The organism is Micromonospora sp. NPDC047548, from assembly GCF_040642975.1.
GTDB lineage: Bacteria > Actinomycetota > Actinomycetes > Mycobacteriales > Micromonosporaceae > Micromonospora.
On record NZ_JBEYTI010000019.1, the window covers coordinates 68,478 to 89,637 of the forward strand.

The window sequence follows — 21,160 nt, forward strand, 5'->3', positions numbered from 1 at the left end:
CCCGGCCGTAGCTCCTCGGTAGGCACGTCGAACGGGTGAGGCGCGTCGGGTGACCGGCGCGCCTCACCCGGTACGCCGAGCCGGGCAGCCGGGTGTCGGGCTCAGAACCACTCGTCGCGCATCTGCAGGGTGGTCCGGTCCAGGCGGTCGAGCAGGTCGAACTGTGCGGCGGTGCGGGGCAGCTCGTGGTGGAAGAAGTACCGGGCCGCCTGCCGCTTGCCGGCGTAGAAGGCCGGATCGGCGTCGACGTGGGCGGCGTCGACGGCGAGCAGCTGCTCCAGCCACATCCAGGCGACCACGACGTGCCCGACGGCCTCCAGGTAGACGCTGGCGTTGGCCAGGGCGAGCGCGGGGTCGCCGGTCGCCCACAGCCGGCGGGTGGTGGCGGCGATCCGGTCGACCGCGCGACCGAGCTGCGCGGCCAGCTCGGCGGGCTCCCCGTCGGCCTTCCAGGCCCGGCGCACCGTGGCGCCGATGGTCTCGAGCAGCAGGGACAGCCCGGCCCCGTCGTCCATGGTCGCCTTGCGGCCGAGCAGGTCCAGCGCCTGAATGCCGTGGGTGCCCTCGTGAATCGGGTTGAGCCGGTTGTCCCGCCAGTGCTGCTCGACGTCGTAGTCGCGGGTGTAGCCGTAGCCGCCGTGCACCTGGATGGCCAGGTCGTTGGCGGCCAGGCACCACTGCGACGGCCAGCTCTTGGCGATCGGGGTGAGCATGTCCAGCAGCAGGCGCGCCCGCGCCCGGTCGGCCGGGTCGGGGGCGGTCTTCTCCTCGTCCAGCAGCCGTCCGCAGTAGAGCACCAGCGCCAGGGCGCCCTCCACGTAGCTCTTCTGGGCCAGCAGCATCCGGCGTACGTCGGGATGCGCGACGATCGGCACCTGCGGCGCCGTCGGGTCCTTGTGGGCGACCGGCCGGCCCTGCGGGCGCTGCCGGGCGTACGCCAGCGACTTGAGGTAGCCGGTGTAGCCGAGCGCGGTGGCGCCGGCCCCGACGCCGATGCGCGCCTCGTTCATCATGTGGAACATCTGCGCCAGGCCCTGGTGGGGCTCCCCCACCAGGTAGCCGACCGCCCCGGCCCGCCCGGCCGGCCGGTGCACGCCCTCGCCGAAGTTGAGCAGGGTGTTGGTGGTTCCGCGGTAGCCCATCTTGTGGTTGAGGCCGACCAGCACCACGTCGTTGCGCGCGCCGAGCGTGCCGTCGGGGCCGATCAGCACCTTCGGCACGATGAACAGCGAGATCCCCTTCACCCCGGGCGGGCCGCCGGGGATCCGGGCGAGCACCAGGTGGACGATGTTCTCGGCGAGTTCGTGGTCCCCGCCGGAGATCCACATCTTGGTGCCGAAGAGCCGGTGGCTGCCGTCGTCCTGCGGCTCGGCGCGGGTGGTGATGTCGGCCAGCGAGCTGCCGGCCTGCGGCTCCGACAGGCACATGGTGCCGAAGAAGCGCCCCTGCACCATCGGCCGGACGAAGGTGTCGACCTGCGCCGCGCTGCCGTGGGCGAGCAGCAGGTCGGCGTTGCCCACGGTCAGGAACGGGTACGCCGACGTGCCCACGTTCGCGGCCTGGAGGAAGCCGAACGCGGCGGCGGAGCGACGTGCGGCAGCTGCATCCCGCCGACCGAGGAGTCCATGCTGGCGGCCAGCAGACCGGTCCGGGCGAAGACGTCCAGCGCGGCCTTCACCTGCGGGATCATGCGCACCCGCCCGCCCTCGACGGTGGGCTCGCTGGTGTCCGCGGCCCGGTTGTGCGGGGCGAAGTGCTCGGCGGCCACCCGCTCGGCGAGGTCGAGCACGTCGTCGAAGGTCTCCCGGGAGTGCCCGGCATAGCGAGGGCGCTCGGTCAGCCGGGGCGCGTCCAGCCACTCGTAGAGCAGGAACCGCAGGTCACGACGGGACAGCAGGGTGGACGACACGGGTCTCCTTCCGTCGTACGCTCAGCCGCGGCGCAGCCCGGCGATGGCGTCACGCAGGTCATCCTGGCTGATCGGGCCGGCCGGCGCACCTTCCGTGGCCTCGCGCATCGTCTTGGCGAGTTGCACCCGGCGTAGCACCTCGCGGATGTCCGCGCCGGTCCGTCCCGAGTTGAGCGACGTCCGGGTCGAGGCCACCGACCTGGTCGGGAGCCACCGCCGCGGTCCCCCGCCGGCGAGTCGGACATCCGGTCGCCGCCGCTGCCACCGGTGGACGTCGTGGGCAGGGGTGCGGCACGGCGTACCGCACCCCCGCGGCGGGCCGGGCCCGCGCCCGCCCGCCCGCGTCCCGCGGTGATCCGACGGCCCCCCGATGGCGCATGGCTGCGCGCTCCCGTCGTACCTGCGGGGACACCCCTGGCATCAGGCGGTGCCGTTGGCGGACCAAAGTGTCCACTCCCCGTGCCAGGGTGGTAATGCTATACATACTCGCGGTAGCGGCGTCAACAGTCGGTGCCACCGTCCCCGGCCGGTGTCACCGCACGCGTGCGGAGGAGCCCCCTTGCCCCAGGTCACCGAACCAGACGACCGCTCCTTCGCCGCCCGCCTGGACTGGCTGTTCCGGACGGTCACCGACCCGCAGGGCCGTCCGTACAGCGTCCGGCACGTGGCGCAGGAGCTGTCCCGGCGCGGCTGCCGGATCTCCCACACCCACCTGAGCAACCTGCGCCAGGGCCGGGCACCGGACCCACGGCAGTCGGTGGTGGACGCCATCGCCGCCTTCTTCGGCCAGCCCTCGAGCTTCTTCGCCCCCGGGGAGGACGACGTGGACGGTGGGCGCGACCTCGCCCACGCCCTGGCCAACCCGCACATCAAGCAGGTGGCCATGCGGCTCGCCGACGCCCGGCTCTCCCCCGAGGGGCACGCCGCCGTGGTGGCCATGATCGAGCAGGTGGAACGCCTGGAGGCCGCCGCCCGGACCCGCCGCAACGGCGAGCGCCCGGCGGAGACCCGATGATCCGCCGACGACGCGCCGACGAGGTCCAGCTGCGACAGCTGCGCCGCCAGTCCGAACAGGCCCTGGACGCGCTCGGGCTAACCGGCGGCTTCACCTTCGCCGAGCTGCACGAGCGGGTGCAACGACGGCGCGGCCGGCCGGTGCACCTCCTCCCCCGCGAGCTGCCCGCGCTGGCCCCGCACGGGCTCTGGGTGGCCGGCGAGCAGGCCGACTACATCTTCTACGCCGCCAACGCCAGCCCGGTGCGCCAGCGCCTGATCATCGGGCACGAGTACGGCCACGCCCTCTTCGACGACCTCTGGGCGCCGGCCGAGCTGGACCGGGCCGCCGCCGCGCTGGGCCGGCCGGCGCCGCTGGCCCGCAGCTCCTACGACGTGCCGCAGGAGCGGCGGGCGGAGATCTTCGGCAGCCTCGCCGTGCAACGCGCGGAGAGCTGGTCGGAGATCCCGGTCAGCGCCCCGGCCGACGCCGCCCTCGCCGATCGCCTCGCCGCGACCCTCGAAGGACGCCGCCACCCGTGATCAGCCTCATCCGTGACCTGATGATCGGCGTGACGCTGTCGTGCTGGGTGATGAGCCTCTACAAGCTGCGCGACCTGGCCCGCGACCCCCGCAACCAGCCGCTGCGGGCGCTCTGCCTGGCCCTGGTCGGCATCACGGTGTCGCTGACCCTCCAGCCGTTCATGCCGACCCTGGACCGGGCGCTCGGCGTGCTGGACCTGGCCCGCGTCCTGTCCAACTGCCTCACCCTGGTCGCCGCCACCGCCGCGCAGGCCTTCCTGCTGCACCTGACCGGGGACGATGAACGCACCCGGCGCCAGGTCCGCCACCGCACGGTCGCGCTGCTGGCCAGCCTCGCCGCGATCGCGGTGCTGTTCGCGCTGACCCCGGCGCGGGCCGCGCTGGACGACCCGCGGGTGGCCGGCGGCCGCTACTACGGCGACCCGTTCGACGCCCCCTTCCTCTACGTCTACCTGACCTACCTGGGCTGGTCGATGGCCCAGGTGGTGGTCCTGGCCCACCGGTACGCCCGGCGGACCACCCGGCCGCTGCTCCGCCTCGGCCTGCGGCTGATCGTGGCGGGCGCCGCCTGGGGCCTGGCCTACGTGCTGGCGAAGCTGACCGCGGTGGCCGCCGGCGCGCTCTGGCCCGGCTCCGCGCTCGCCTCCGACGCGGTGGTGGTGTTCAGCTTCACCGTCTCCATCCTGCTCATCCTGATCGGCTCGACGCTGCCGTCCTGGGGGCCGCTGGTCGGCCTCGACCGGCTCTGCGCGCGGGCGCAGGCCGTCGCGGACCACCACCGGCTGCGTCCACTCCAGGCGGCGGTGCACCGGGTGCTGCCGGAGGTCGCGCTGCTGCCCGAGCCCCGCGGGGCCGCCGGGCTGCTGGCGGTGCTGCGCGACCCGTACCTACGCCGGGTCCGCGCGACCGTCGAGATCCTCGACGGGTACGCCACCCTGCGCCCCTGGATGTCCACCGCGCTCTTCGACGCCGTCGAGGACGCGGGCCGTCGGGCCGGGTACGGCGGTGACCGGCTCGCCGTCGCCGCCGAGGCGACAGTGCTGGCCGCCGCGCTGGACGCGCGGGCCGCCGGGGCGCCGCCGGCCGCCGACCACGACGAGCTGCCCCACCTGCCGGCCGGGGGCGCCGGCGGCGGGGAGGCCGCGGAGCAGGTCGCCTGGCTCATCCGGGTGGCGAGGGCCTACCGTTCCCCGGAGGTCACCCGGCTGCGCGCCGGGTGGTGCCCGGCGACCGGCGCCGACGGGCGGAACGTGGAGAGGGGACGGCGTGTCCAGTGAGACCCGGGTCGTCGCGCCCGCCGAGTCCGGCGCGGCGCGGATCGTCACCGAGCTGTTCGCCCCGGCCGTGTGGGCGGCGGCGATGCCGGTGGTCGTCGCGCTGCACGCCACCGCGCCGGCCTGGCTGACCGGCCTCAGCTGGGCGCTGCTGGCGGTGTTGTTCAGCGCGGTCGTGCCGTACGGGATCGTCTGGCTCGGGGTGCGGCGCGGCCGGCTCACCGACCACCACATCGGGGTGCGGGAGCAGCGGCGCGGGCCGCTGGTCGGCGGGCTGCTCTCGGTGCTGGCGGGCCTCGCGGCGCTGGTCCTGCTCGGGGCGCCCCGGGCGCTGGTGGCGATGGTGGTGGTGATGTTCGCGGTGCTGCTCGTGGTCACCGCGGTCAACCAGGCATGGAAGCTCAGCGCCCACGCGGCCGTCTCCGCCGGGGCGGTCGCGGTGCTGGTGGTCGTCTTCGGGCCCGCGCTGCTGGTGGCGTTCGGGCTGGTGGCGCTGATCGGCTGGTCCCGGGTGCGGCTGGGCGACCACACCGCCGCCCAGGTGCTCGCCGGCGCCACGGCCGGCGTCCTGGTCGCGGCGCCGACGTACCTGCTGCTCGGTTAGGCCACCGGTCCCGCCGGGGCGGGCCCTTTCGACCCTGGCCGCGCCCACCGGTTGGCGGGCAGGGTGGTGGCATCAGCCAGGAGGTGTCCCGATGACCCAGCCGTCCACCGGCACGACCCGGGTGCCGACCGTACGCGAAATCGAAGCCACCGCCCGGCTGTCCCTCTACGCGCCGTCGGTGTTCAACACGCAGCCGTGGCGCTGGCGGGTCACCGGGCAGGCGCTGGAGCTGCGCGCCGACCCGGCCGACCCGGGGCGCTGTCGGCGCTGCTGCTCACCGCGACCGCCGACGGGCTGGCGACCGCGCCGATCAGCGACACCATCGAGCTGGCCTGGCCCCGGCGGATGATGCGGGAGCTGGTCGCCGACGTCGGCGAGCCCTACCTGGTGGTCCGGGTGGGCTGGGGCCGCCGGCCGGTGACCTGCCTGCGGCGCCGCGCCGCCCCGGCGCCGAGGTGATCGAGGTCGACGACTGAGGGGCCCTCAACCCGCCTCGCCCAGCAGCCCGTCGACCAGGTCGCGGGGCAGCCCGTGGGTGTCGTGCAGCCACCGGTAGTCGGCGTCGGTCAACGGTCCCCGGGAGCGACGCCGGTCGACCACCGGCCGTCCCCGCCGCAGCAGGCCGCGGAAGCGGCGCTCCTCGTCGGCCAGCACCGCGCGCAGCGACGGAACGTCGGCGCGCTGGCGGAACCGGCGGACGGTGTCCGCGTACGGCTCGATGGGCAGGTCGGCCAGGGTCCGCGACGGGTCGTCGCGCCACAGCGTGGTCAGCGCCCGCCGGACGAGCCGGCGCAGCACGTAGCCCCGGCCGGTGTTCGACGGCCGTACGCCGTCGCCGAGCACCACGACCGCGGAGCGCAGGTGGTCGCAGACGATCCGGTACGACGTCTCGCCCAGCCGCCACCGGTCGCGGACAGCGTCGACCCAGGGGGTCAGGCCGTCGCCCTCGAAGACCGACCGGCCGCCGCGCAGCACCATCTCCAGCCGTTCCAGGCCCATCCCGGTGTCGATGTTGGGCTGGGGCAGCGGCTCCAGCCGGCCGTCGTCGTGCCGGTGGTAGCACATCCGCACGTGGTTCCAGACCTCCGTCCACCGGTCGTCGCCGCCCGGGGTGCCGCTGGGCGGGCCGTCACCGGTCCAGACGAAGATCTCCGAGTCCGGTCCGCACGGCCCGGTGGGGCCGTTGGACCACCAGTTCTCCTCGCGATTCAGCTCCACCGGCACGTCGAGGTCGGTCCACGTCGCCAGCGCGGTCTGGTCCGGGCCGACCTGGTCGTCGCCGCCGAAGACGGTGGCGTACAGCCGGCCCGGGTCGACGCCGAAGCCGTCGGTGAGCAGCTCGTGCCCCCAGCGGATGCTCCGCTCGATGCCGTAGTCGCCGAGCGACCAGGTGCCGAGCATGTCGAAGACGGTCAGGTGGGTGCGGTCGCCGACCTCGTCCAGGTCGGTGGTGCGCAGGCAGCGCTGCACGTTGACCAGGCGCCGGCCGGACGGGTGGGGACGCCCCGCGAGGTACGGGGTCAGCGGGTGCATCCCGGAGGTCGTGAAGAGCACCGGGTCACCGGGCGGCGGGATCAGTGGGCTCTCCGGCGCGGACCGGTGGCCCCGCCGGTGGAAGTGCTCGACGAAGGTGTGGACGATCTGCTCGGGTGTCATGGCGCGGGCCTTCCGGGTCGGTGCGACCGGAACGGCCCGCCGCGCGGACGCGGGGTGCTGACGCGGAAACGCCGGCGGGCCGTTTCCGGTCGCCGGCGAGGGTTGGGATGATCAGGCGGCGGCAACCGGCGAGCGGGAAGCTCGCGCGGCCGCGGCGGTGGTGCGCCTGATCTGCATGGCCCGACCGTACCGCGACGACGGCGCCGCCGCCCACCGCATTCAGCGGTGGGGTCGGCGACGCCGTCGCGGGTGGATCAGGCCCCGGATGCCGCGAGGGTACGGGTGGACAGGTCGTCGCCCGGCTTCGGCCGGGGGGTCCGGTTGGGCAGCGACAGCCGGATGACCTTCCACCAGGCCGACGCGACCTGCTTGGGCAGCGGGCCGGTGGTGTACTTCAGCCCGTACCGGTCGAACAGCGCCCGGACCTGCGGGGCGATCTCCTGGTAGCGGTTGCTCGGCAGGTCGGGGAAGAGGTGGTGCTCGATCTGGTACGACAGGTTGCCGGTCATGATGTGCATCAGCCTGCTGCCGCTGATGTTGGCCGAGCCGAGCATCTGCCGCAGGTACCACTGGCCGCGGGTCTCGCCCTCGATGGACTGCTTCGCGAAGGTCTCCACGCCCTTCGGGAAGTGCCCGCACATGATCACCGAGTGACTCCACAGGTTGCGGATCAGGTTCGCGGTGAAGGTGGCGGCCAGGGTGGTGAGGAAGGACGGGCCGGACAGCAGCGGGTGCACGATGTAGTCCTTGAGCACCTGACGGCGGATCTTGCGGCCGACCGCGCGGGCCCGGGCCCGGAACTCCGGCGCCTTGTGCCGGCCCCCGCGCAGGTTGCGGCCCAGCTCCAGGTCGTACGCGGCGATGCCGTACTCGAAGAAGCAGGCGTTGACGAGGTTCCACAGCGGCTGCCCGAGGTAGACCGGGTGCCATGGCTGGTCCTCGTCGACCCGCATGATGCCGTACCCGAGGTCGTTGTCCTTACCGATCACGTTGGTGTACGTGTGGTGCAGCTGGTTGTGCGAGTGCTTCCACTGCTCGGCGGGCGAGACGTGGTCCCACTCCCAGGTGGTGGAGTGGATCTTCGGGTCGCGCATCCAGTCCCACTGCCCGTGCAGGACGTTGTGGCCGATCTCCATGTTCTCCAGGATCTTGGCCACGGCGAGGCCGGCGGTGCCGATCACCCAGGCCGGCGGGAAGAGCGAGAAGAGCAGCACCGCGCGGCTGCTCATCTCCAGCGTCCGCTGGGTCCTGACCACCTTGCGGATGTACCTCGCGTCGCGCTCGCCCCGGTCGGCGATGACCCGGTCCCGGATCGCGTCGAGCTCCTTGCCCAGGATCTCGATGTCCTCGGCGCTCAGGTGGGCGATCGGGTTGTCCGGCTTGTTCTGGATCACGGTCACGTCCGGCCTCCTGTCTACAGATCGATGTCGCAGGTACCGGCCGCCGCCGACACGCAGGTCTGGATGAGTACGCCGTCGCCGGGAACGGCCGTGGTGACCTCGCCGGTGCGCAGGTCGCGCACGGCCCCCTGGTGCAGCGGGAGGACGCAGCCGTAGCAGATGCCCATCCGGCAGCCCGAGGGCATCAGCACCCCGGCGGCCTCGCCGGCGTCGAGGATGGGGGTGGTGCCGTCGGCCGCCACGGTGGCGCCGGCCCGGGTGAAGGTGACCGTGCCGCCCTCGCCGGGCGCGATCACGGTAGGCCGGAACCGCTCGGTGTGCAGCCGCTGCGCCGCGCCCTCGGCCCGCCAGTGCTCCTGCACCGCGTCGAGCATGCCGACCGGGCCGCAGGCCCAGGTCTCGCGCTCCAGGTGGTCGGGGACCAGCCCGCCCAGTTCGCCGACGCCGAGCAGCCCGTCGGTGTCGGTGTGCCGCTCGACCAGCCGGATCGCGCCCTGCGCGGCGAGCGCCCGCAGCTCGCCGCCGAAGACCACGTCGGCCGGGGTGGGTGCGGAGTGCACGACGACGACGTCCGAGCGGGTGTGCGCGCCGGCGCGCAGCATCCCCATGACCGGGGTGACGCCGCTGCCGGCGGTGAGGAAGAGGACCCGGTCGGGGGCCGGGTCGGGCAGGACGAAGTCCCCCTGCGCCTGGTCGAGCTGGACGATGGTGCCGGGGCGGACCCGCCGGACCAGGTGGTCGCTGACCTTCCCGTCGGGGATCGCCTTCACTGTGACGCAGATGCGGCCGTCGGGACGCCCCGGAGCCGAGGTGAGCGAGTACGCCCGCCACTGCCGGACCCCGTCGACGTCGACGCCGAGGCGCACGTACTGCCCGGGGGTGTGGTCCCGCCAGGCGCGGCCGGGCTGGATGGTCAGCGTGGCGGCGTCGCAGGTCTCGGCGTCGACGGCGACCACGCGACCGCGCAGCGCGGCCCCGGCGCGCAGCGGCGCGACCAGGTCGAGGTAGTCCTCAGGGAGCAGCGGGGTGGTGACCGTCTCGGCGAGCCGGAGGAGCCGGTCCCGGACGGAGAGTTTCGCCGGGGGACGCGGGACGGTGGTGGTCATGTGACCAGGGTCGTCGCCCGTTCGCATAACATCTTGACCGGTAAAGGTGAATTGACCACAGATTCTTGTTCGGGGAGAACAACATGACCGATCCTTCCGGGGCCACCAGCCACCGGGCGGCCCACCTGGAGCTGGACGAGCAGGTGGCCGACCGGCTGCGCGGCCAGCTGCCCGTGGTGGCCGAGCGGACGGTCAGCGCGATCACCGCCGAGGTCCCCGACTACTCGGGCACCCTCACCGGGCAGATGCGCGACAAGATCGAGCATGCGGTCCGCATCGCGCTGGGCACGTTCCTCCAGCTCATCGAGCGGGCCGGAGCCTCCGACCCGAGCACCCCGCTGAGTCGGGCGCTGGAGGCCGCGTACGCCCTCGGCAGCGGCGAGGCCCGCTCGGGGCGGAGCATGGACGCGCTGCTGGCCGCGTACCGGGTGGGGGCCCGGGTGGCCTGGCGGGAGGTCTCCGCCACCACCGTACGCGACGGGCTCTCCGCCGAGCGGGTGGCCGAATTCGCCGAGCTGATGTTCGCCTACATCGACGAGCTCTCCGCCGCCAGCGTGGCCGGGCACGCCGACGAGCTGGCCAGCGCCGGCCGGATGCGCCGCCGCTACCTCGAACGACTGGTCCAGCAACTGCTCGCCGGCGAGCCGGAGGACGTGCTGCGCCGCAGCGCCGAGCGGGCGGAGTGGCCGCTCCCGCAGACCCTCACCGTCGCGGTGCTGCCCCGCAGCAACCTGCGCGGCGTGCTCGCGATACTCAGCCCGTACACCCTCGAGAGCGGCGAGGACCTGGCCGGCGTGGAACTGGCCGAGGAGTCCGCCGTGCTGCTCGTCCCGGACGTGCACGGCGGGCGCCGGCGGCGGCTGACCGGCGCGTTGCAGGGGCACCGGGCGGTCGTGGGGCCGGCCCGGACGTGGACCCGGGTCGCCCAGTCGTACCAGCGGGTGCTGCGGGCGCTGGCGCTCGGGCTGGACCGGCCGGAGGACGGCGCCCCGCTGGACACCGAGCAGCACCTGGCCCGGCTGGTGCTCAGCACCGACCCGGACGCCCTGGCCGACCTGCGGGCCCAGGTGCTGCAACCGCTGTCGGCGCTGCCCCCGGCGACCGCCCAGCGACTGGCCGAGACGCTGCGCTCCTGGCTGCTGCGCCAGGGCCGGCGCGACGACGTGGCGGCGGACCTCTTCGTCCACCCGCAGACCGTGCGCTACCGGATGGGCCGGCTGCGGGAGCTGTACGGCGAGCGCCTCAACGACCCGGCGACCGTGCTGGAGCTGACCCTGGCGCTGGCCTTCCTGCCGTCGGAGTGAGCCGGTCGGCCGTCACGGGTGGCGGTGCCTGCCCGCGTCTCCCATGGCGGGGGCCGAGCGGCGTCGGGTGGCAGCGATCAGGACGTCGAGCAGGCGTACCAGATCGCGAGGTCCCGGATGAGCCGGTCGGGCGGGGTCACGAAGCTGTCGAAGCGACCCCCGATCGCGTGCTCCACCAGGGGTTCGTGGCGCTGGGGCGGCAGGCCCGCCAGGGTGAGGAACCAACCCAGGACCTGGCGGCAGTGGTGTTGCCAGCCGCCATCGGCGCAGGTCCGGTCCACGACCACGGTGACCAGGTGCGCCACCGCCCGCTCCCAGGCGTCCAGCGCCACGTCGGCACGGTCGTCGGTGACCAGCGGCAGGTACCGGTCGAAGCGTTCGACCAGCTCCTCCAGCCAGCCCCGCCACTCGATCAGGGCCTCGCTGACGACGGTCAGGGTCGCTCCGAGACCGCCCGGTAGCGGCGGATCCACTCCCGGTTGACGTCGTCGGCCTGCCGCTGGTGCCGCGCCACGACGGCGGCCCCGTCAGGCAGGGCGAGCCCGAGGAAGTCGAGGACGGCGTGGGTGACGCCGACCATGTCGGCGTCGAGTTCCTCGTAGGACACCACGTACGGCCGGACGCCGGACGCGGCGAACCATGTCCGCCAGGCCGCATCGTGCCGGCCGATCACCTCGACCAGCCGCTGTATTCCGTCCGCGTCGAAGGTCGGCGCGCCGCCACCGCCGCCGCCCCGGCCGCTGATCTCGCCGTCGCCGCCGACGTACCAGGTGCCGGTCTGCTCGGCGCGCAGCCAGGACACCGCCTGCGCGACGACGTCGTCGCGGTGCAGATACACGAAACGGGTACGTCCGAAGGCTCGCTCCAGCAGCCCCCGGTCCGCGCCGGCGAGGTCCGGGTGCACCGTGGTCAGCCGATCGACCAGCTCGTCCAGCGTCCCCCACATGAGCTTCGCGCCGAACACACCGTTGCCCGTACGCCCGGCGGCCTGCGCCGCTGCCAGGTAGTCCCGGTAGTCGACGCTCCCGTCCGGGCTGCGGGCGATCCCCCAGCGCTCGGCCCACAGCGGCTCGTCCGGCGCGCGGAAGTACGCCTGCGGGCGGCCGGCGACCCCGGTGGAGGCCAGCAACCCGAGCAGCAGTGAACTGCCGGTGCGGGGCGTGGCGCAGACCAGGTACGAGTCGACGCGGTCGGGGCCGGAGCGGGTGGTCACGCCGGTGAGGGTAGGCCGGGCGGGTGGGCGCGGCTCAACCCGTTTTCCCGCGCGCCGGGTCGCCTGCGCCGAATTCGATGACACACACCGCTCGGGCCGGCCGTGGGCGACTAGCCGCCGGCTCGGCGGGTACGCGCTGCCCATGGGTAGCCAGAAGCACAACAAACACGACACCGACGGCGAATCGGCCCGAGGCCGGCGGCACCCGGGCAGCGGCGCTCCGGGCCGGCAGGGCTCGGAGGTGGAACACTCACCGAAGCGCCGGCACGAACGGGCGGCGACCGGCACCTCCGGCAGCGAACGCGACCACGGCCGGGCAAAGGTCACACACGACGGCCGTGTCCATCGCCAGGGTTCGGGCTGAGCAGGCGCCTGACCTGGCGGACGGGGTCAGCAGCCGGCCGCCGGGGGGTATCCGCCCACCGCACCGCGTCCCGATCGGCGGGGCGCGGTGCGACCATGCCCAGCGGCGGGCGCTGTCTGGGCTCTGGCTCAGGGCGCTTCCCGGTCGTCGGACATCGCCGGTCCGGCAGCGGCCGGCAGCAGGTGCCGCACCTCGGTTTCGCCGTCGGCGAGGTCCCGAGCCCGTTCCTCCGCCGCCTGGTCCGCCCCCGTCAGTCGACCCCCGTGCTGGCGCAGGTGCTCGTCCCAGGACGGCACCAGGTAGACCTCGACGAACCGGTCCCGGGCCTCACCCTCCCGGAACAGTCCCCACCGCATCGCGCCGGTGCGCTGCCGCGAGCCGCGGACCAGGTCCATCGCGTCCAGGAACTCCCGCTCCCGTTCGGGCCGGACGGTGTAGGTCAACACCACCAGCACGGGACCGACCCGAGGGTCCGGTTCGTGCGCCAAGTCCAGGCGGGGCCAGTACGTGGCCGGATCCCTGTTCACCCCACGCAGGTCCGGCAGCGGCCAGATCTGGGACGTCACCGCGCCGAGCAGCATCAACGCACCAGCCGCGACGAACGCGCTGACCAGTCCCGCGGCGTCGGCCACCACACCCCAGGCGAACGCGCCGACGGCCTGCCCGCCCCCCTGGACCACCTGGTAGACGGCCAGGCCCCGGGCGCGTACCCAGCCGGGCAGATACAGCTGAATCTCGGCGTTGATGTTGGCGAGCACGGTCACCCAGGCCAACCCGGCCGGCAGCAGGGCGACCAGCACCACCGGGACGACCCGGACCGACGCCACCACCAGCAGCGCCGTGCCGTACAGCGCCCCGGCCACCAGCAGGAACTGGTTGGCTGACATCCGGGTCCGGATCCACGGCAGCAACAGGCCGCCCCCGATGGCGCCCGCTCCGAGGGCGGCCAGCAGGAGACCGTACCCGCTCGAGTTCATGCCGAGGCGGCGGCTGGCCACCAGCGGCAGTAGCGCCCACAGGGCGCTGGCCGGTATCACGAAGACCAGCGCGCGGCGCAGCAGCCGACGCACGATCGGCGAATGCCGCACGTACCGGCCGCCGGCGCGCAGGGCGGCGGTGAACCGCTCGGGCACCTCGACGGCCCGCGCGTTCCCGGGACGCCACCGCACCAGCGCGAACGCGAAGACCAGGAAGGCCACGGCGTTGAGCCCGAAGACCGGCGCGACGCCCAGCCGGGCGATCAGCACACCGGCCACGGCCGGCCCGACTGCCCGGGCCACGTTCACGCTGATCGAGCCGAGAGCGGAGGCCGACCGCAACTGTTCCCGCGGCACCAGTTCCGGGATCACCGCCGCCCACGCCGGCAGGGTGAGCGCCTGCCCCACGCCGAACGCGAAGGTGAGCGTGAGCAGCAGCGCCGGCGGCATCCGGCCGGTCGCGGTGAGCAGGGTGAGCGTCGCCGCCACGGCGACCAGGAAGAGCTGCACCGAGATGAGCAGGTGCCGGCGGTCGAAGGTATCGGCCAGCGCACCGGCCGGCAGGGCCAGCAGCAGCACCGGCAGCAGGCTGGCGGTCTGGACCAGAGCCACCAGCGTCGAGGCGCGCGGCTCGTTGATCAGCAACCACTGTGCGCCGACGGTCTGCATCCAGGTGCCGATGTTGGCGGCGAGCAGGGCGAGCCACAGGTTCCGGTACACGGCGATCCGTAACGGAGCCCACGCCGAGACCGGAGTCTCGGCCGTGGCGCCTTCCGCCGTCACCACCGTCCGTCCGCGCGCAGCACGCGCTCACCGGAGACGTAGAGGTCGTCGGGGTCCAGCAGCAACAGCCGGACGACCTCGGGAGCGACCTGCTCGGGCAGCGCGTAGACCTCGTCCAGGAACTCGTCGCCAACCCGCTCCTGCAACCGGGTCGGCATCGGCCCGGGGTGCAACTGCATCACCTTGATCCGGTTGCTGTGCTGCGCCTCGGCCAGCGACTCGACCAGGCTGCTGCCGTAGCTCTTGCTGGCCTGGTAGACCGGGATGCCGGGCCGGGCCTTCACCACCGCCATCGCGCCGACGTACACCACGTTGCCGTAGCCCTGCCGACGCATGTGGTGCAGCGCCTCCTTGAGCACGTACGTCGTGCCGAGCACGTTGACCTCCACGGCCCGCCGGATGCGCTCGGGGGTGAGGTCCGCCAGATCACCGCCCGCCCACACGGAGGCGCAGGCGGCTACGCCGTCGATCGCCCCGTACCCGTCCACCACCTCGGCCAACACGTCGCGGACCTGGTCGTAGGAGGAGACGTCGCAGACGCTGCCGGCACAGCGCAGCTCGGTGGTCACCGCGGCCACCTCGTCCGGCACGTCGCCGACGACGGCCACCCGGTACTCGTTGACGAGCAGGCGGGCCACCGCCAACCCGAGCCCGCTGGTACCGCCGACCACCACGAAGGTCCTGACACCCATGTCCCTCCAGCCGCCGCGAGCGGGCATGCAACGGCTGGGCCTTCCCCCTTTTCCGCATTCCACACCCGGCCGGTGCCTGTCCGACAGCTGCCCAGGCGAGGCCGTTCCGCCATCCGGACGGATGTCAGCCACCGTCGGGTGCCCCCGTCTCCAGCAGCCGACCCCCGGAGAGCGAAGACACGGCCTCCCGGCGGCCGGCGCCGCCGCCCTTCTCAATACAGCAGATGATGTACTGTTGCCAGTGTGGAGACGTTGACGTACGGGCAGGTGCTGGCCCGCTTCGGCCATGCCCTGTCGGATCCGATCCGGGCCCGGCTGTTGCTGGCCCTGCGGGACGGGCCGGGCTATCCGGCGGAGCTGGCCGATCTGCTGGGCACGACCCGGCAGAACCTGTCGAACCATCTCGCCTGCCTGCGCGGGTGCGGTCTGGTGATGACCGTGCCGGAGGGCCGGCGTACCCGCTACGAGTTGGCCGACCCGCGTTTGGCGCACGCCCTGGGTGACCTGCTGGGCCTGGTCCTGGCGGTGGACCCCGCAGCGTGCCCGGACACCGCCGAGAAGGGCTGCTGCTGATGAGCCTGCCGCTGATCCAGCTACCGGTAGCGCCGTCCCCGGCCCGTCGGGCGGTACTCGCCCGCCGGGTGCGGCTGTTCGTCGCCGCGACGATCACCTACAACGTCATCGAGGCGGTCGTGGCGATCACCGCCGGCACGATCGCGTCGTCGACGGCGTTGATCGGCTTCGGCCTCGACTCGGTCATCGAGGTGTCCTCCGCCGCGGCCGTCGCGTGGCAGTTCGCCGGCCGCGACCCCGAGGCCCGGGAAAAGACGGCGCTGCGGATCATCGCCGTGTCGTTCTTCGCCCTGGCCGCCTACGTCACCGTCGAGTCGGTCCGCGCCCTGCTCGGGGGCGCCGACGCCGAGCACTCCACGATCGGGCTGGCACTGGCCGCGGTGTCCCTTGCGGTCATGCCGGTCCTGTCGTACGCGCAGCGCCGCGCCGGTCGGGAACTCGGCTCCCGCTCGGCGGTCGCCGACTCCAAGCAGACCCTGCTGTGCACCTACCTGTCCGCGGTCCTACTGGTCGGTCTCGGCCTGAACAGCCTGTTCGGCTGGTCCTGGGCAGACCCGATCGCCGCCCTGGTCATCGCCGCCGTCGCCGTTAGAGAAGGCCGCGAGGCGTGGCGCGGCGACACCTGCTGCACCGTGCCGCTGACCGCCCCACCCACCAACGGCTCCGACATTGATGCATGCGAGTGCGGGCCGGATTGTTCCTGCTGCCCTGGAGACGCCAAGTGATGTTCAGGAAGATGCCGCCGACGATCCGCGCGGCCTTCGACGCCGAACTGGCCACCGCCCGCCGGAGCACCGACGCCGTGACGGCGTGGCGAGCAGCCGAACGAGCCCACATCCTGTCCCAGCCCTGGCCCTGCCCACACACCGTCGTGCACGCCGTCATGCTGCGCCGCGCCCTGCGCGAACGGGATGTCGTTGAGGCGGTCGGGCAGGTCATCCGACTGGCGGTGGCCGGACCGGGCTCGGCTACCGGCCGCTACCCGGAGGGAAACACCGGCCGGGCGCGGGTACCGCTGACCCAGCCGATGCCGATGCCGGACGACCTCGCCGTACTACTGTCCGCCGCCCGGTGAGCGGATCTCCCGGCGTACGCCGGGTCCGACCGTCGCCGGACCGGTCCAGGAATTCCTTCCACCGTGCCTCTCGGACGGCACGGTGGACCGGCGGTCGTCGCTGACGCAGGCGACCGCCGGTCCCGACGTGAGGCTGCCCCTATCTGTCCCACACCGCCGTGCCGCACAGGTCGAGTCGGTCCACGGCCGCCGAGGCCAGCTCGTCCGGGGTGAGTGAGGCGTCGAGCACCAGCACCGACTCGTCCGGCTCGCCCCGTTCGAGCGTCGCCAGCTGCGATTCCAGCAGGCTCGCCGGCATGTAGTGCCCCGCCCGGCGGGAGACCCGGTCCCGGATGACCTGCGCCGGCCCGTCCAGGTGCACGAAGTCCACCGCCGGGGGGCCCTGGCGCAACACGTCGCGGTACGACCGCTTCAGCGCCGAGCAGGCCAGCACCGTCGACACGCCCTCGGCGCTGCGGGCGGCCATCCAGCCGGCCAGGTCGTGCAGCCAGGGCCAGCGGGCGGCGTCGTCCAGCGGTACGCCGGAGCGCATCCGTGCCACGTTCACCTCGGAGTGGAACTCGTCCGCCTCGGCGAAGGCCAGTCCGGTCAGCTCGCTGATCCCCCGCGCCACGGTCGTCTTGCCGGCACCGGAAACGCCCATCACCACGACGTGCCGGGTCGGGGGCCCGCTGCGGCGACCGGCGGCGGCACCCGGCTCACCAGTCATGGACCGTGCCGTCCTTGAGCCGGTTGAACGGCAGGTACGCCGCCACATACGGGAACCGGGCCGCGGCCGCCTCGTCGAGCTCGACCCCGATGCCGGGCTGGTCCCCGGGGTGGAGGTAGCCGTCGGCGAAGGTGAACGACTGCCGGAACACCTCGTTGGTGAGCGCGCCGTGCTGCATGTACTCCTGAATGCCGAAGTTGTGGATGGCCAGGTCGAGGTGGAGTGCGGCGGCCATGCCGACCGGCGAGATGTCGGTGGGGCCGTGGATGCCGGACTTGATCTGGTACTGCGCGGCGAAGTCGAGCAGCTTGCGCATCGCGGTGATGCCGCCGGTGTGGGTGACGGCGGAGCGGACGTAGTCGATCAGCTGTTCCCGGATCAGGGTCTGGTAGTCCCACACGGTATTGAAGACCTCGCCGATGGCCAGCGGGGTGGTGGTGTGCTGGCGTACCAGCCGCAGCGCCTCCTGGTTCTCCGCCGGGGTGCAGTCCTCCAGCCAGAACAGGTCGTACGGTTCGAGCTCCTTGCCGAGCCTGGCGGCCTGGATCGGGGTCATCCGGTGGTGACCGTCGTGCAGCAGCGGCAGTTCCGGGCCGAACTCGTTGCGGACCGCCTCGAAGACGCCGGGCAGGTGGCGCAGGTAGGCGCGGGTGTCCCAGTCCTCCTCGGCGGGCAGCGGAGTGCGCTGCGCGGGCTCGTAGTCGTACCGCGTGCCCTCGGCGCTGGGCTGCGCGGCCACCCCGTAGACGGCGTTGATGCCGGGCACGGAGGTCTGCACGCGGATCGACTGGTAGCCCAGGTCGAGGTGCCGGCGAATCGAGTCGAACAGCTCCGGCAGGTCCCGGCCGGAGGCGTGGCCGTACGCCATGATGCCGGTGCGGGACGCGCCGCCCAGCAGTTGGTACAGCGGCATGCCGGCGGCCTTGGCCTTGATGTCCCACAGGGCGACGTCCACCGCGGCGATGGCCGCCATGGTGACCGGGCCCCGACGCCAGTACGCCGAGCGGTAGAGGAACTGCCAGGTGTCCTCGATGCGGTGCGGGTCCCGTCCGATCAGCAGCGGGACGACGTGGTCGGCCAGGTAGGACGCGACGGACAGTTCCCGCCCGTTGAGGGTGCCGTCGCCCAGGCCGGTGATTCCGTCATCGGTGGTGATCTTCAGGGTGACGAAGTTGCGGTCGGGGCTGGTGACGATGACGTCCGCGGCGACAATCTTCACGGCGTGCCTTTCTGCAGTGGTGCTCAGCGAATGGTGCTTCCGGCTTCGTGGCCGTCGAGCAGGGACAGTTCTTCCCGGCGCGGCAGGCCCTCCCAGTCGCCGTGGCTCGCGACGGCGAAGGCGCCGAGGGTGACCGCGCGGCGCAGCCGGCCGGTCAGGTCGAGTCCGTCCAGGTGCCCGGACAGGTAGCCGGCGGTGAACGCGTCTCCCGCGCCGACGGTGTCCACGGCGGTGACCGGCACCGCGGGCACGTGCCGCACCCCGGCGCGGGTGTACGCGCGGACGCCCGCGGCGCCGAGCTTGACCAGTACCGTCTCCACTCCGCGTCGGAGCAGGCCCGCCGCGACGGTCGGCTCGTCGGAGCCGGCCTCGTCCACCAGGTCCAGCTCGTCCGCGGAGGCCACGATCACCGAGGCATACCCGGCAAGCGGGGCGAGCGCCACGCGCGCCGCCTCGCGGGACCAGAGCCGGGCCCGGTAGTTGACGTCGAGGCAGACGTGCGTCCCCGACCGGGACGCGGTCTCGGCCGCCCACGTCACGGCCGCCAGGGCAGTGTCCGACAGCGCCGGGGTGATCCCGGTCAGGTGCAGGACCCGGGCCCCGTCGGCGAGCGGCCCACGCAGGTCCTCGACGCGCAGGGCCGAGCCGGCCGAGCCGGTCCGGTGGTACCGCACCCGGGTCAGGTCGGCGGTACGCCGCTCCAGGAACATCAGACCGGCGGGCCGGTCCGGGTCCCGGGTCACCGCGCCCGTCTGCACGCCCTCGGCGCGCAACTGCCGCAGGACGAACTCGCCCAGCTCGTCGTCGCTCACCCGGCCGACCCATGCGGCCCGGTGGCCGAGCCGGGCGACGCCGATCGCGACGTTGGACTCCGCGCCGGCCAGGTGCGTGGTCAGGGTGCCGCCGGCGGCCAGCGGTCCGGTCGACCGCAGCGACACCAGCGACTCGCCGACCGTGAGCAGGTCGACCGCGGTCATGACGACGCGGCGGCGCTCGCCGCCGCCCGGTAGGCGCGGGCCCGGGCCCGCAGCGCGTCGAGGTCCCCGCCGGACGCCGCGTCGCCGACCAGCGGGCCTCCGAGGCCGACGGCGATCGCCCCGGCGTGCAGGTAGGCCGGCAGCTCGGCAAGCCCCACCCCGCCGACCGCGACGAACGGGATGTCCGGGAACGGGTCGCGCATCGCCTTGAGGTACGCCGGTCCGCCCACCGAAGCCGGGAACAGCTTGACCGCCGCGGCTCCCATCCGGACGGCGGTGTACGCCTCCGTCGGGGTGAACGCCCCGGCGGCGACCGGGAGTCCACGGCGGACCGCCTCGGGGATCGAGTCGACGACGGCCGGGGTGACCACGAACTGCGCGCCGGCCGCGGCCACGTCGGCGACGGCGGCGGCGGTCAGCACGGTCCCCGCGCCGACCAGGGCCCCGGGGGGCCCGGCCGAGCGGATCGCCGCGATGGCGTCGAGGGCGCCGGGCGTGGTGAGGGCCACCTCCACAATCCGTACGCCCTCCTCCAGCAGCGCGGTGCCGGTGGCGATCGCGGCGGCGGTGTCGGTGCCGCGGATGACCGCGAGGATCCGCGTGGCGGTGAGGTCGGCGGTGAGGTCGAGGGTCATGGTCACCATTCCGCGTAGGAGCCGTCGGGGTGTCGCCACATGGGGCTGCGCCAGGCGTGCCCGCGCTTGTCGGCCGCCCGGACCGCCTGCTCGTCGATGTCGATGCCGAGGCCGGGCGCGGTGAGGCGCTCGACGTGTCCGTCGACGAAGGTCAGCGGCGTCTTGTCCAGGCAGTAGTCGAGCACCTCCGCGCCGAGGTTGTAGTGGATGCCGATGCTCTGTTCCTGGATCAGGTAGTTGGGCGTGGCGAAGCCGACCTGCAGGCAGGCGGCGAGCGCCAGCGGACCGAGCGGGCAGTGCGGGGCGAGCTGTACGTCGTACACCTCGGCCAGTGCGGCGATCTTGCGTACCTCGGTGATGCCGCCGGCGTGCGAGAGGTCCGGCTGGGCGACCGCGATGCCTGCCTGGAGGACGGGCAGGAACTCCTGCCGGCTGTAGAGCCGCTCCCCGGTGGACACCGGCGTGGTGGTGGACCGGACGAACTCGCCGATCAGGTGCGAGTTCTCCGGGACCACCGGCTCCTCGAGGAAGAGCGGCCGGTACGGCTCCAGCAGCGGCGCGACCCGGCGGGCGTTGGCGAGGGTGAACCGGCCGTGGAAGTCGACGGCGACGTCGCGGTGCTCGCCGAGCACCTCGCGGGCGGCGGCGACCCGCTGGACCACTCCGTCCAGCTCGGCGACCGACGCGATCGGACTCATCCGCCCGGACGCGTTCATCTTGACGGCGGTCAGGCCGGCCGCCACCTGCGCGGCGATGTGGTCGCGGACCTCGCTCGGCTCGTCGCCGCCGACCCAGCCGTAGACCCGGATCCGGTCCCGGACGGGGCCGCCGAGCAGCTGGTGCACGGGCGCCCCGTAGTGCTTGCCGGCAATGTCCCACAGCGCCTGGTCGAGTCCCGAGACCGCGCTGGCCAGGATCGGGCCGCCCCGGTAGAACGCGCCCTTGGTCATCACCTGCCAGTGGTCCTCGATCCGCAGCGCGTCCCGGCCGATCAACAGCTCGCCGAGCTGCTCGACGGCGGCCCGGACGGTCTCCGAGCGCCCCTCACAGGTGGCCTCGCCCCAGCCGACGATGCCGCCGGAGGTCTCCACCCGGACGAAGAGCCACCGGGGTGCGACGAGGAAGGTTTCGATGCGGGCGATGGTCGTCATGTG

The 21,160-nt window shown here is 73.5% G+C and carries 24 protein-coding genes; 9 read left to right on the top strand and 15 right to left on the bottom strand.

Annotation, left to right across the window (positions count from 1 at the left end; translation table 11 throughout):
- Positions 1-101: 101 nt before the first annotated feature.
- The 3 genes from ABZ807_RS20130 to ABZ807_RS20140 are packed head-to-tail and all read right to left on the bottom strand — an operon-like array spanning position 102 to position 2,104.
- Complete coding sequence (locus ABZ807_RS20130) at positions 102-1,550, bottom strand: acyl-CoA dehydrogenase (protein WP_357159876.1); 1,449 nt, start codon at positions 1,548-1,550, stop codon at positions 102-104.
- The gene (locus tag ABZ807_RS20135) at positions 1,523-1,909 is read right to left on the bottom strand and encodes an acyl-CoA dehydrogenase family protein (protein ID WP_357159878.1); all 387 of its coding nucleotides are present in this window, start codon (positions 1,907-1,909) and stop codon (positions 1,523-1,525) included. Before ABZ807_RS20135 ends, ABZ807_RS20130 begins: the two co-directional genes overlap by 28 nt.
- 21 nt (positions 1,910-1,930) lie before the next feature.
- Positions 1,931-2,104: a hypothetical protein gene (locus ABZ807_RS20140; protein WP_357159881.1), complete on the bottom strand. Its 174-nt coding sequence runs from the start codon at positions 2,102-2,104 to the stop codon at positions 1,931-1,933.
- Between the two features lie 364 nt (positions 2,105-2,468).
- Between ABZ807_RS20140 and ABZ807_RS20145 the strand changes: the two genes are divergently transcribed.
- From ABZ807_RS20145 to ABZ807_RS20165, 5 genes are all read left to right on the top strand, one after another.
- Complete coding sequence (locus tag ABZ807_RS20145; RefSeq protein WP_357159884.1) at positions 2,469-2,924, top strand: hypothetical protein; 456 nt, start codon at positions 2,469-2,471, stop codon at positions 2,922-2,924.
- Complete coding sequence (locus ABZ807_RS20150; RefSeq protein ID WP_357159887.1) at positions 2,921-3,445, top strand: hypothetical protein; 525 nt, start codon at positions 2,921-2,923, stop codon at positions 3,443-3,445. The genes ABZ807_RS20145 and ABZ807_RS20150 overlap by 4 nt, the downstream gene beginning before the upstream one ends.
- Entirely contained in the window at positions 3,442-4,722 is a 1,281-nt protein-coding gene (locus ABZ807_RS20155) for an MAB_1171c family putative transporter (protein ID WP_357159890.1), read from the top strand. Before ABZ807_RS20150 ends, ABZ807_RS20155 begins: the two co-directional genes overlap by 4 nt.
- Before the next feature lie 82 nt (positions 4,723-4,804).
- A complete protein-coding gene (locus ABZ807_RS20160; RefSeq protein WP_357159996.1) occupies positions 4,805-5,323 on the top strand; it encodes a hypothetical protein in 519 nt (172 codons plus the stop codon).
- Positions 5,324-5,518: 195 nt separating this feature from the next.
- Positions 5,519-5,782: a hypothetical protein gene (locus ABZ807_RS20165; RefSeq protein ID WP_357159893.1), complete on the top strand. Its 264-nt coding sequence runs from the start codon at positions 5,519-5,521 to the stop codon at positions 5,780-5,782.
- 24 nt (positions 5,783-5,806) lie between these two features.
- Here ABZ807_RS20165 and ABZ807_RS20170 read toward each other — a convergent pair whose 3' ends face one another.
- From ABZ807_RS20170 to ABZ807_RS20180, 3 genes are all read right to left on the bottom strand, one after another.
- Positions 5,807-6,979 carry an alanine--tRNA ligase-related protein gene (locus ABZ807_RS20170; protein WP_357159896.1) on the bottom strand — a complete coding sequence of 391 codons (1,173 nt, stop codon included), beginning with the start codon at positions 6,977-6,979 and terminating at the stop codon, positions 5,807-5,809.
- 254 nt (positions 6,980-7,233) lie between these two features.
- A complete protein-coding gene (locus ABZ807_RS20175) occupies positions 7,234-8,379 on the bottom strand; it encodes an acyl-CoA desaturase (protein WP_357159899.1) in 1,146 nt (381 codons plus the stop codon).
- Between the two features lie 14 nt (positions 8,380-8,393).
- Positions 8,394-9,485 (bottom strand): ferredoxin reductase, encoded by a 1,092-nt coding sequence (locus tag ABZ807_RS20180; RefSeq protein WP_357159902.1) that lies wholly within the window; start codon positions 9,483-9,485, stop codon positions 8,394-8,396.
- A gap of 83 nt (positions 9,486-9,568) precedes the next feature.
- On the opposite strand from ABZ807_RS20180, the gene ABZ807_RS20185 reads away from it, so the two are divergent.
- Positions 9,569-10,789: a helix-turn-helix domain-containing protein gene (locus ABZ807_RS20185; RefSeq protein WP_357159904.1), complete on the top strand. Its 1,221-nt coding sequence runs from the start codon at positions 9,569-9,571 to the stop codon at positions 10,787-10,789.
- A 77-nt stretch (positions 10,790-10,866) separates the two neighbouring features.
- Here ABZ807_RS20185 and ABZ807_RS20190 read toward each other — a convergent pair whose 3' ends face one another.
- The 4 genes from ABZ807_RS20190 to ABZ807_RS20205 all read right to left on the bottom strand — a co-directional run bounded on the left by ABZ807_RS20190 (position 10,867) and on the right by ABZ807_RS20205 (position 14,818).
- Positions 10,867-11,262, bottom strand: coding sequence for a hypothetical protein (locus ABZ807_RS20190; RefSeq protein WP_357159906.1), 396 nt, complete (start codon positions 11,260-11,262; stop codon positions 10,867-10,869).
- Positions 11,223-12,002: a Stf0 family sulfotransferase gene (locus tag ABZ807_RS20195; RefSeq protein WP_357159908.1), complete on the bottom strand. Its 780-nt coding sequence runs from the start codon at positions 12,000-12,002 to the stop codon at positions 11,223-11,225. The genes ABZ807_RS20190 and ABZ807_RS20195 overlap by 40 nt, the downstream gene beginning before the upstream one ends.
- 492 nt (positions 12,003-12,494) lie before the next feature.
- Positions 12,495-14,129 carry an MFS transporter gene (locus ABZ807_RS20200; RefSeq protein ID WP_357159911.1) on the bottom strand — a complete coding sequence of 545 codons (1,635 nt, stop codon included), beginning with the start codon at positions 14,127-14,129 and terminating at the stop codon, positions 12,495-12,497.
- The gene (locus ABZ807_RS20205) at positions 14,123-14,818 is read right to left on the bottom strand and encodes an SDR family oxidoreductase (protein ID WP_357159914.1); all 696 of its coding nucleotides are present in this window, start codon (positions 14,816-14,818) and stop codon (positions 14,123-14,125) included. The genes ABZ807_RS20200 and ABZ807_RS20205 overlap by 7 nt, the downstream gene beginning before the upstream one ends.
- Before the next feature lie 243 nt (positions 14,819-15,061).
- Between ABZ807_RS20205 and ABZ807_RS20210 the strand changes: the two genes are divergently transcribed.
- From ABZ807_RS20210 to ABZ807_RS20220, 3 genes are read left to right on the top strand one after another with little or no spacing between them, the layout of a single operon-like run.
- Positions 15,062-15,391 (top strand): metalloregulator ArsR/SmtB family transcription factor, encoded by a 330-nt coding sequence (locus tag ABZ807_RS20210; RefSeq protein ID WP_357159917.1) that lies wholly within the window; start codon positions 15,062-15,064, stop codon positions 15,389-15,391.
- The gene (locus ABZ807_RS20215) at positions 15,391-16,116 is read left to right on the top strand and encodes a cation transporter (RefSeq protein ID WP_357159919.1); all 726 of its coding nucleotides are present in this window, start codon (positions 15,391-15,393) and stop codon (positions 16,114-16,116) included. The genes ABZ807_RS20210 and ABZ807_RS20215 overlap by 1 nt, the downstream gene beginning before the upstream one ends.
- An 11-nt stretch (positions 16,117-16,127) precedes the next feature.
- Positions 16,128-16,466 (top strand): DUF3703 domain-containing protein, encoded by a 339-nt coding sequence (locus ABZ807_RS20220; RefSeq protein ID WP_357159922.1) that lies wholly within the window; start codon positions 16,128-16,130, stop codon positions 16,464-16,466.
- A gap of 139 nt (positions 16,467-16,605) precedes the next feature.
- On the opposite strand, the gene ABZ807_RS20225 is transcribed toward ABZ807_RS20220, so the two are convergent.
- From ABZ807_RS20225 to dgoD, 5 genes are read right to left on the bottom strand one after another with little or no spacing between them, the layout of a single operon-like run.
- The gene (locus ABZ807_RS20225; protein WP_357159925.1) at positions 16,606-17,175 is read right to left on the bottom strand and encodes a gluconokinase; all 570 of its coding nucleotides are present in this window, start codon (positions 17,173-17,175) and stop codon (positions 16,606-16,608) included.
- On the bottom strand, positions 17,165-18,394 hold the full coding sequence (gene manD, locus ABZ807_RS20230; RefSeq protein WP_357159928.1) for a D-mannonate dehydratase ManD: 1,230 nt from the start codon (positions 18,392-18,394) through the stop codon (positions 17,165-17,167). The genes ABZ807_RS20225 and manD overlap by 11 nt, the downstream gene beginning before the upstream one ends.
- A gap of 23 nt (positions 18,395-18,417) precedes the next feature.
- Positions 18,418-19,371, bottom strand: a complete 954-nt coding sequence (locus ABZ807_RS20235; RefSeq protein ID WP_357159931.1) for a sugar kinase — start codon at positions 19,369-19,371, stop codon at positions 18,418-18,420.
- On the bottom strand, positions 19,368-20,006 hold the full coding sequence (locus ABZ807_RS20240) for a bifunctional 4-hydroxy-2-oxoglutarate aldolase/2-dehydro-3-deoxy-phosphogluconate aldolase (protein WP_357159934.1): 639 nt from the start codon (positions 20,004-20,006) through the stop codon (positions 19,368-19,370). The genes ABZ807_RS20235 and ABZ807_RS20240 overlap by 4 nt, the downstream gene beginning before the upstream one ends.
- Before the next feature lie 2 nt (positions 20,007-20,008).
- Entirely contained in the window at positions 20,009-21,157 is a 1,149-nt protein-coding gene (gene dgoD / locus ABZ807_RS20245) for a galactonate dehydratase (RefSeq protein WP_357159937.1), read from the bottom strand.
- Positions 21,158-21,160 lie beyond the last annotated feature (3 nt).

Excerpts from the sequence above, each read along its gene's own strand:
- ABZ807_RS20150 (WP_357159887.1), top strand. The coding sequence starts at position 2,921 with ATGATCCGCCGACGACGCGCCGACGAGGTCCAGCTGCGACAGCTGCGC.
- ABZ807_RS20160 (WP_357159996.1), top strand. The coding sequence starts at position 4,805 with ATGCCGGTGGTCGTCGCGCTGCACGCCACCGCGCCGGCCTGGCTGACC.
- ABZ807_RS20170 (WP_357159896.1), bottom strand. The coding sequence starts at position 6,979 with ATGACACCCGAGCAGATCGTCCACACCTTCGTCGAGCACTTCCACCGG.
- ABZ807_RS20180 (WP_357159902.1), bottom strand. The coding sequence starts at position 9,485 with ATGACCACCACCGTCCCGCGTCCCCCGGCGAAACTCTCCGTCCGGGAC.
- ABZ807_RS20185 (WP_357159904.1), top strand. The coding sequence starts at position 9,569 with ATGACCGATCCTTCCGGGGCCACCAGCCACCGGGCGGCCCACCTGGAG.
- ABZ807_RS20205 (WP_357159914.1), bottom strand. The coding sequence starts at position 14,818 with ATGGGTGTCAGGACCTTCGTGGTGGTCGGCGGTACCAGCGGGCTCGGG.
- ABZ807_RS20215 (WP_357159919.1), top strand. The coding sequence starts at position 15,391 with ATGAGCCTGCCGCTGATCCAGCTACCGGTAGCGCCGTCCCCGGCCCGT.
- ABZ807_RS20220 (WP_357159922.1), top strand. The coding sequence starts at position 16,128 with ATGCCGCCGACGATCCGCGCGGCCTTCGACGCCGAACTGGCCACCGCC.
- ABZ807_RS20225 (WP_357159925.1), bottom strand. The coding sequence starts at position 17,175 with ATGACTGGTGAGCCGGGTGCCGCCGCCGGTCGCCGCAGCGGGCCCCCG.
- ABZ807_RS20235 (WP_357159931.1), bottom strand. The coding sequence starts at position 19,371 with ATGACCGCGGTCGACCTGCTCACGGTCGGCGAGTCGCTGGTGTCGCTG.
- ABZ807_RS20240 (WP_357159934.1), bottom strand. The coding sequence starts at position 20,006 with ATGACCCTCGACCTCACCGCCGACCTCACCGCCACGCGGATCCTCGCG.
- dgoD (WP_357159937.1), bottom strand. The coding sequence starts at position 21,157 with ATGACGACCATCGCCCGCATCGAAACCTTCCTCGTCGCACCCCGGTGG.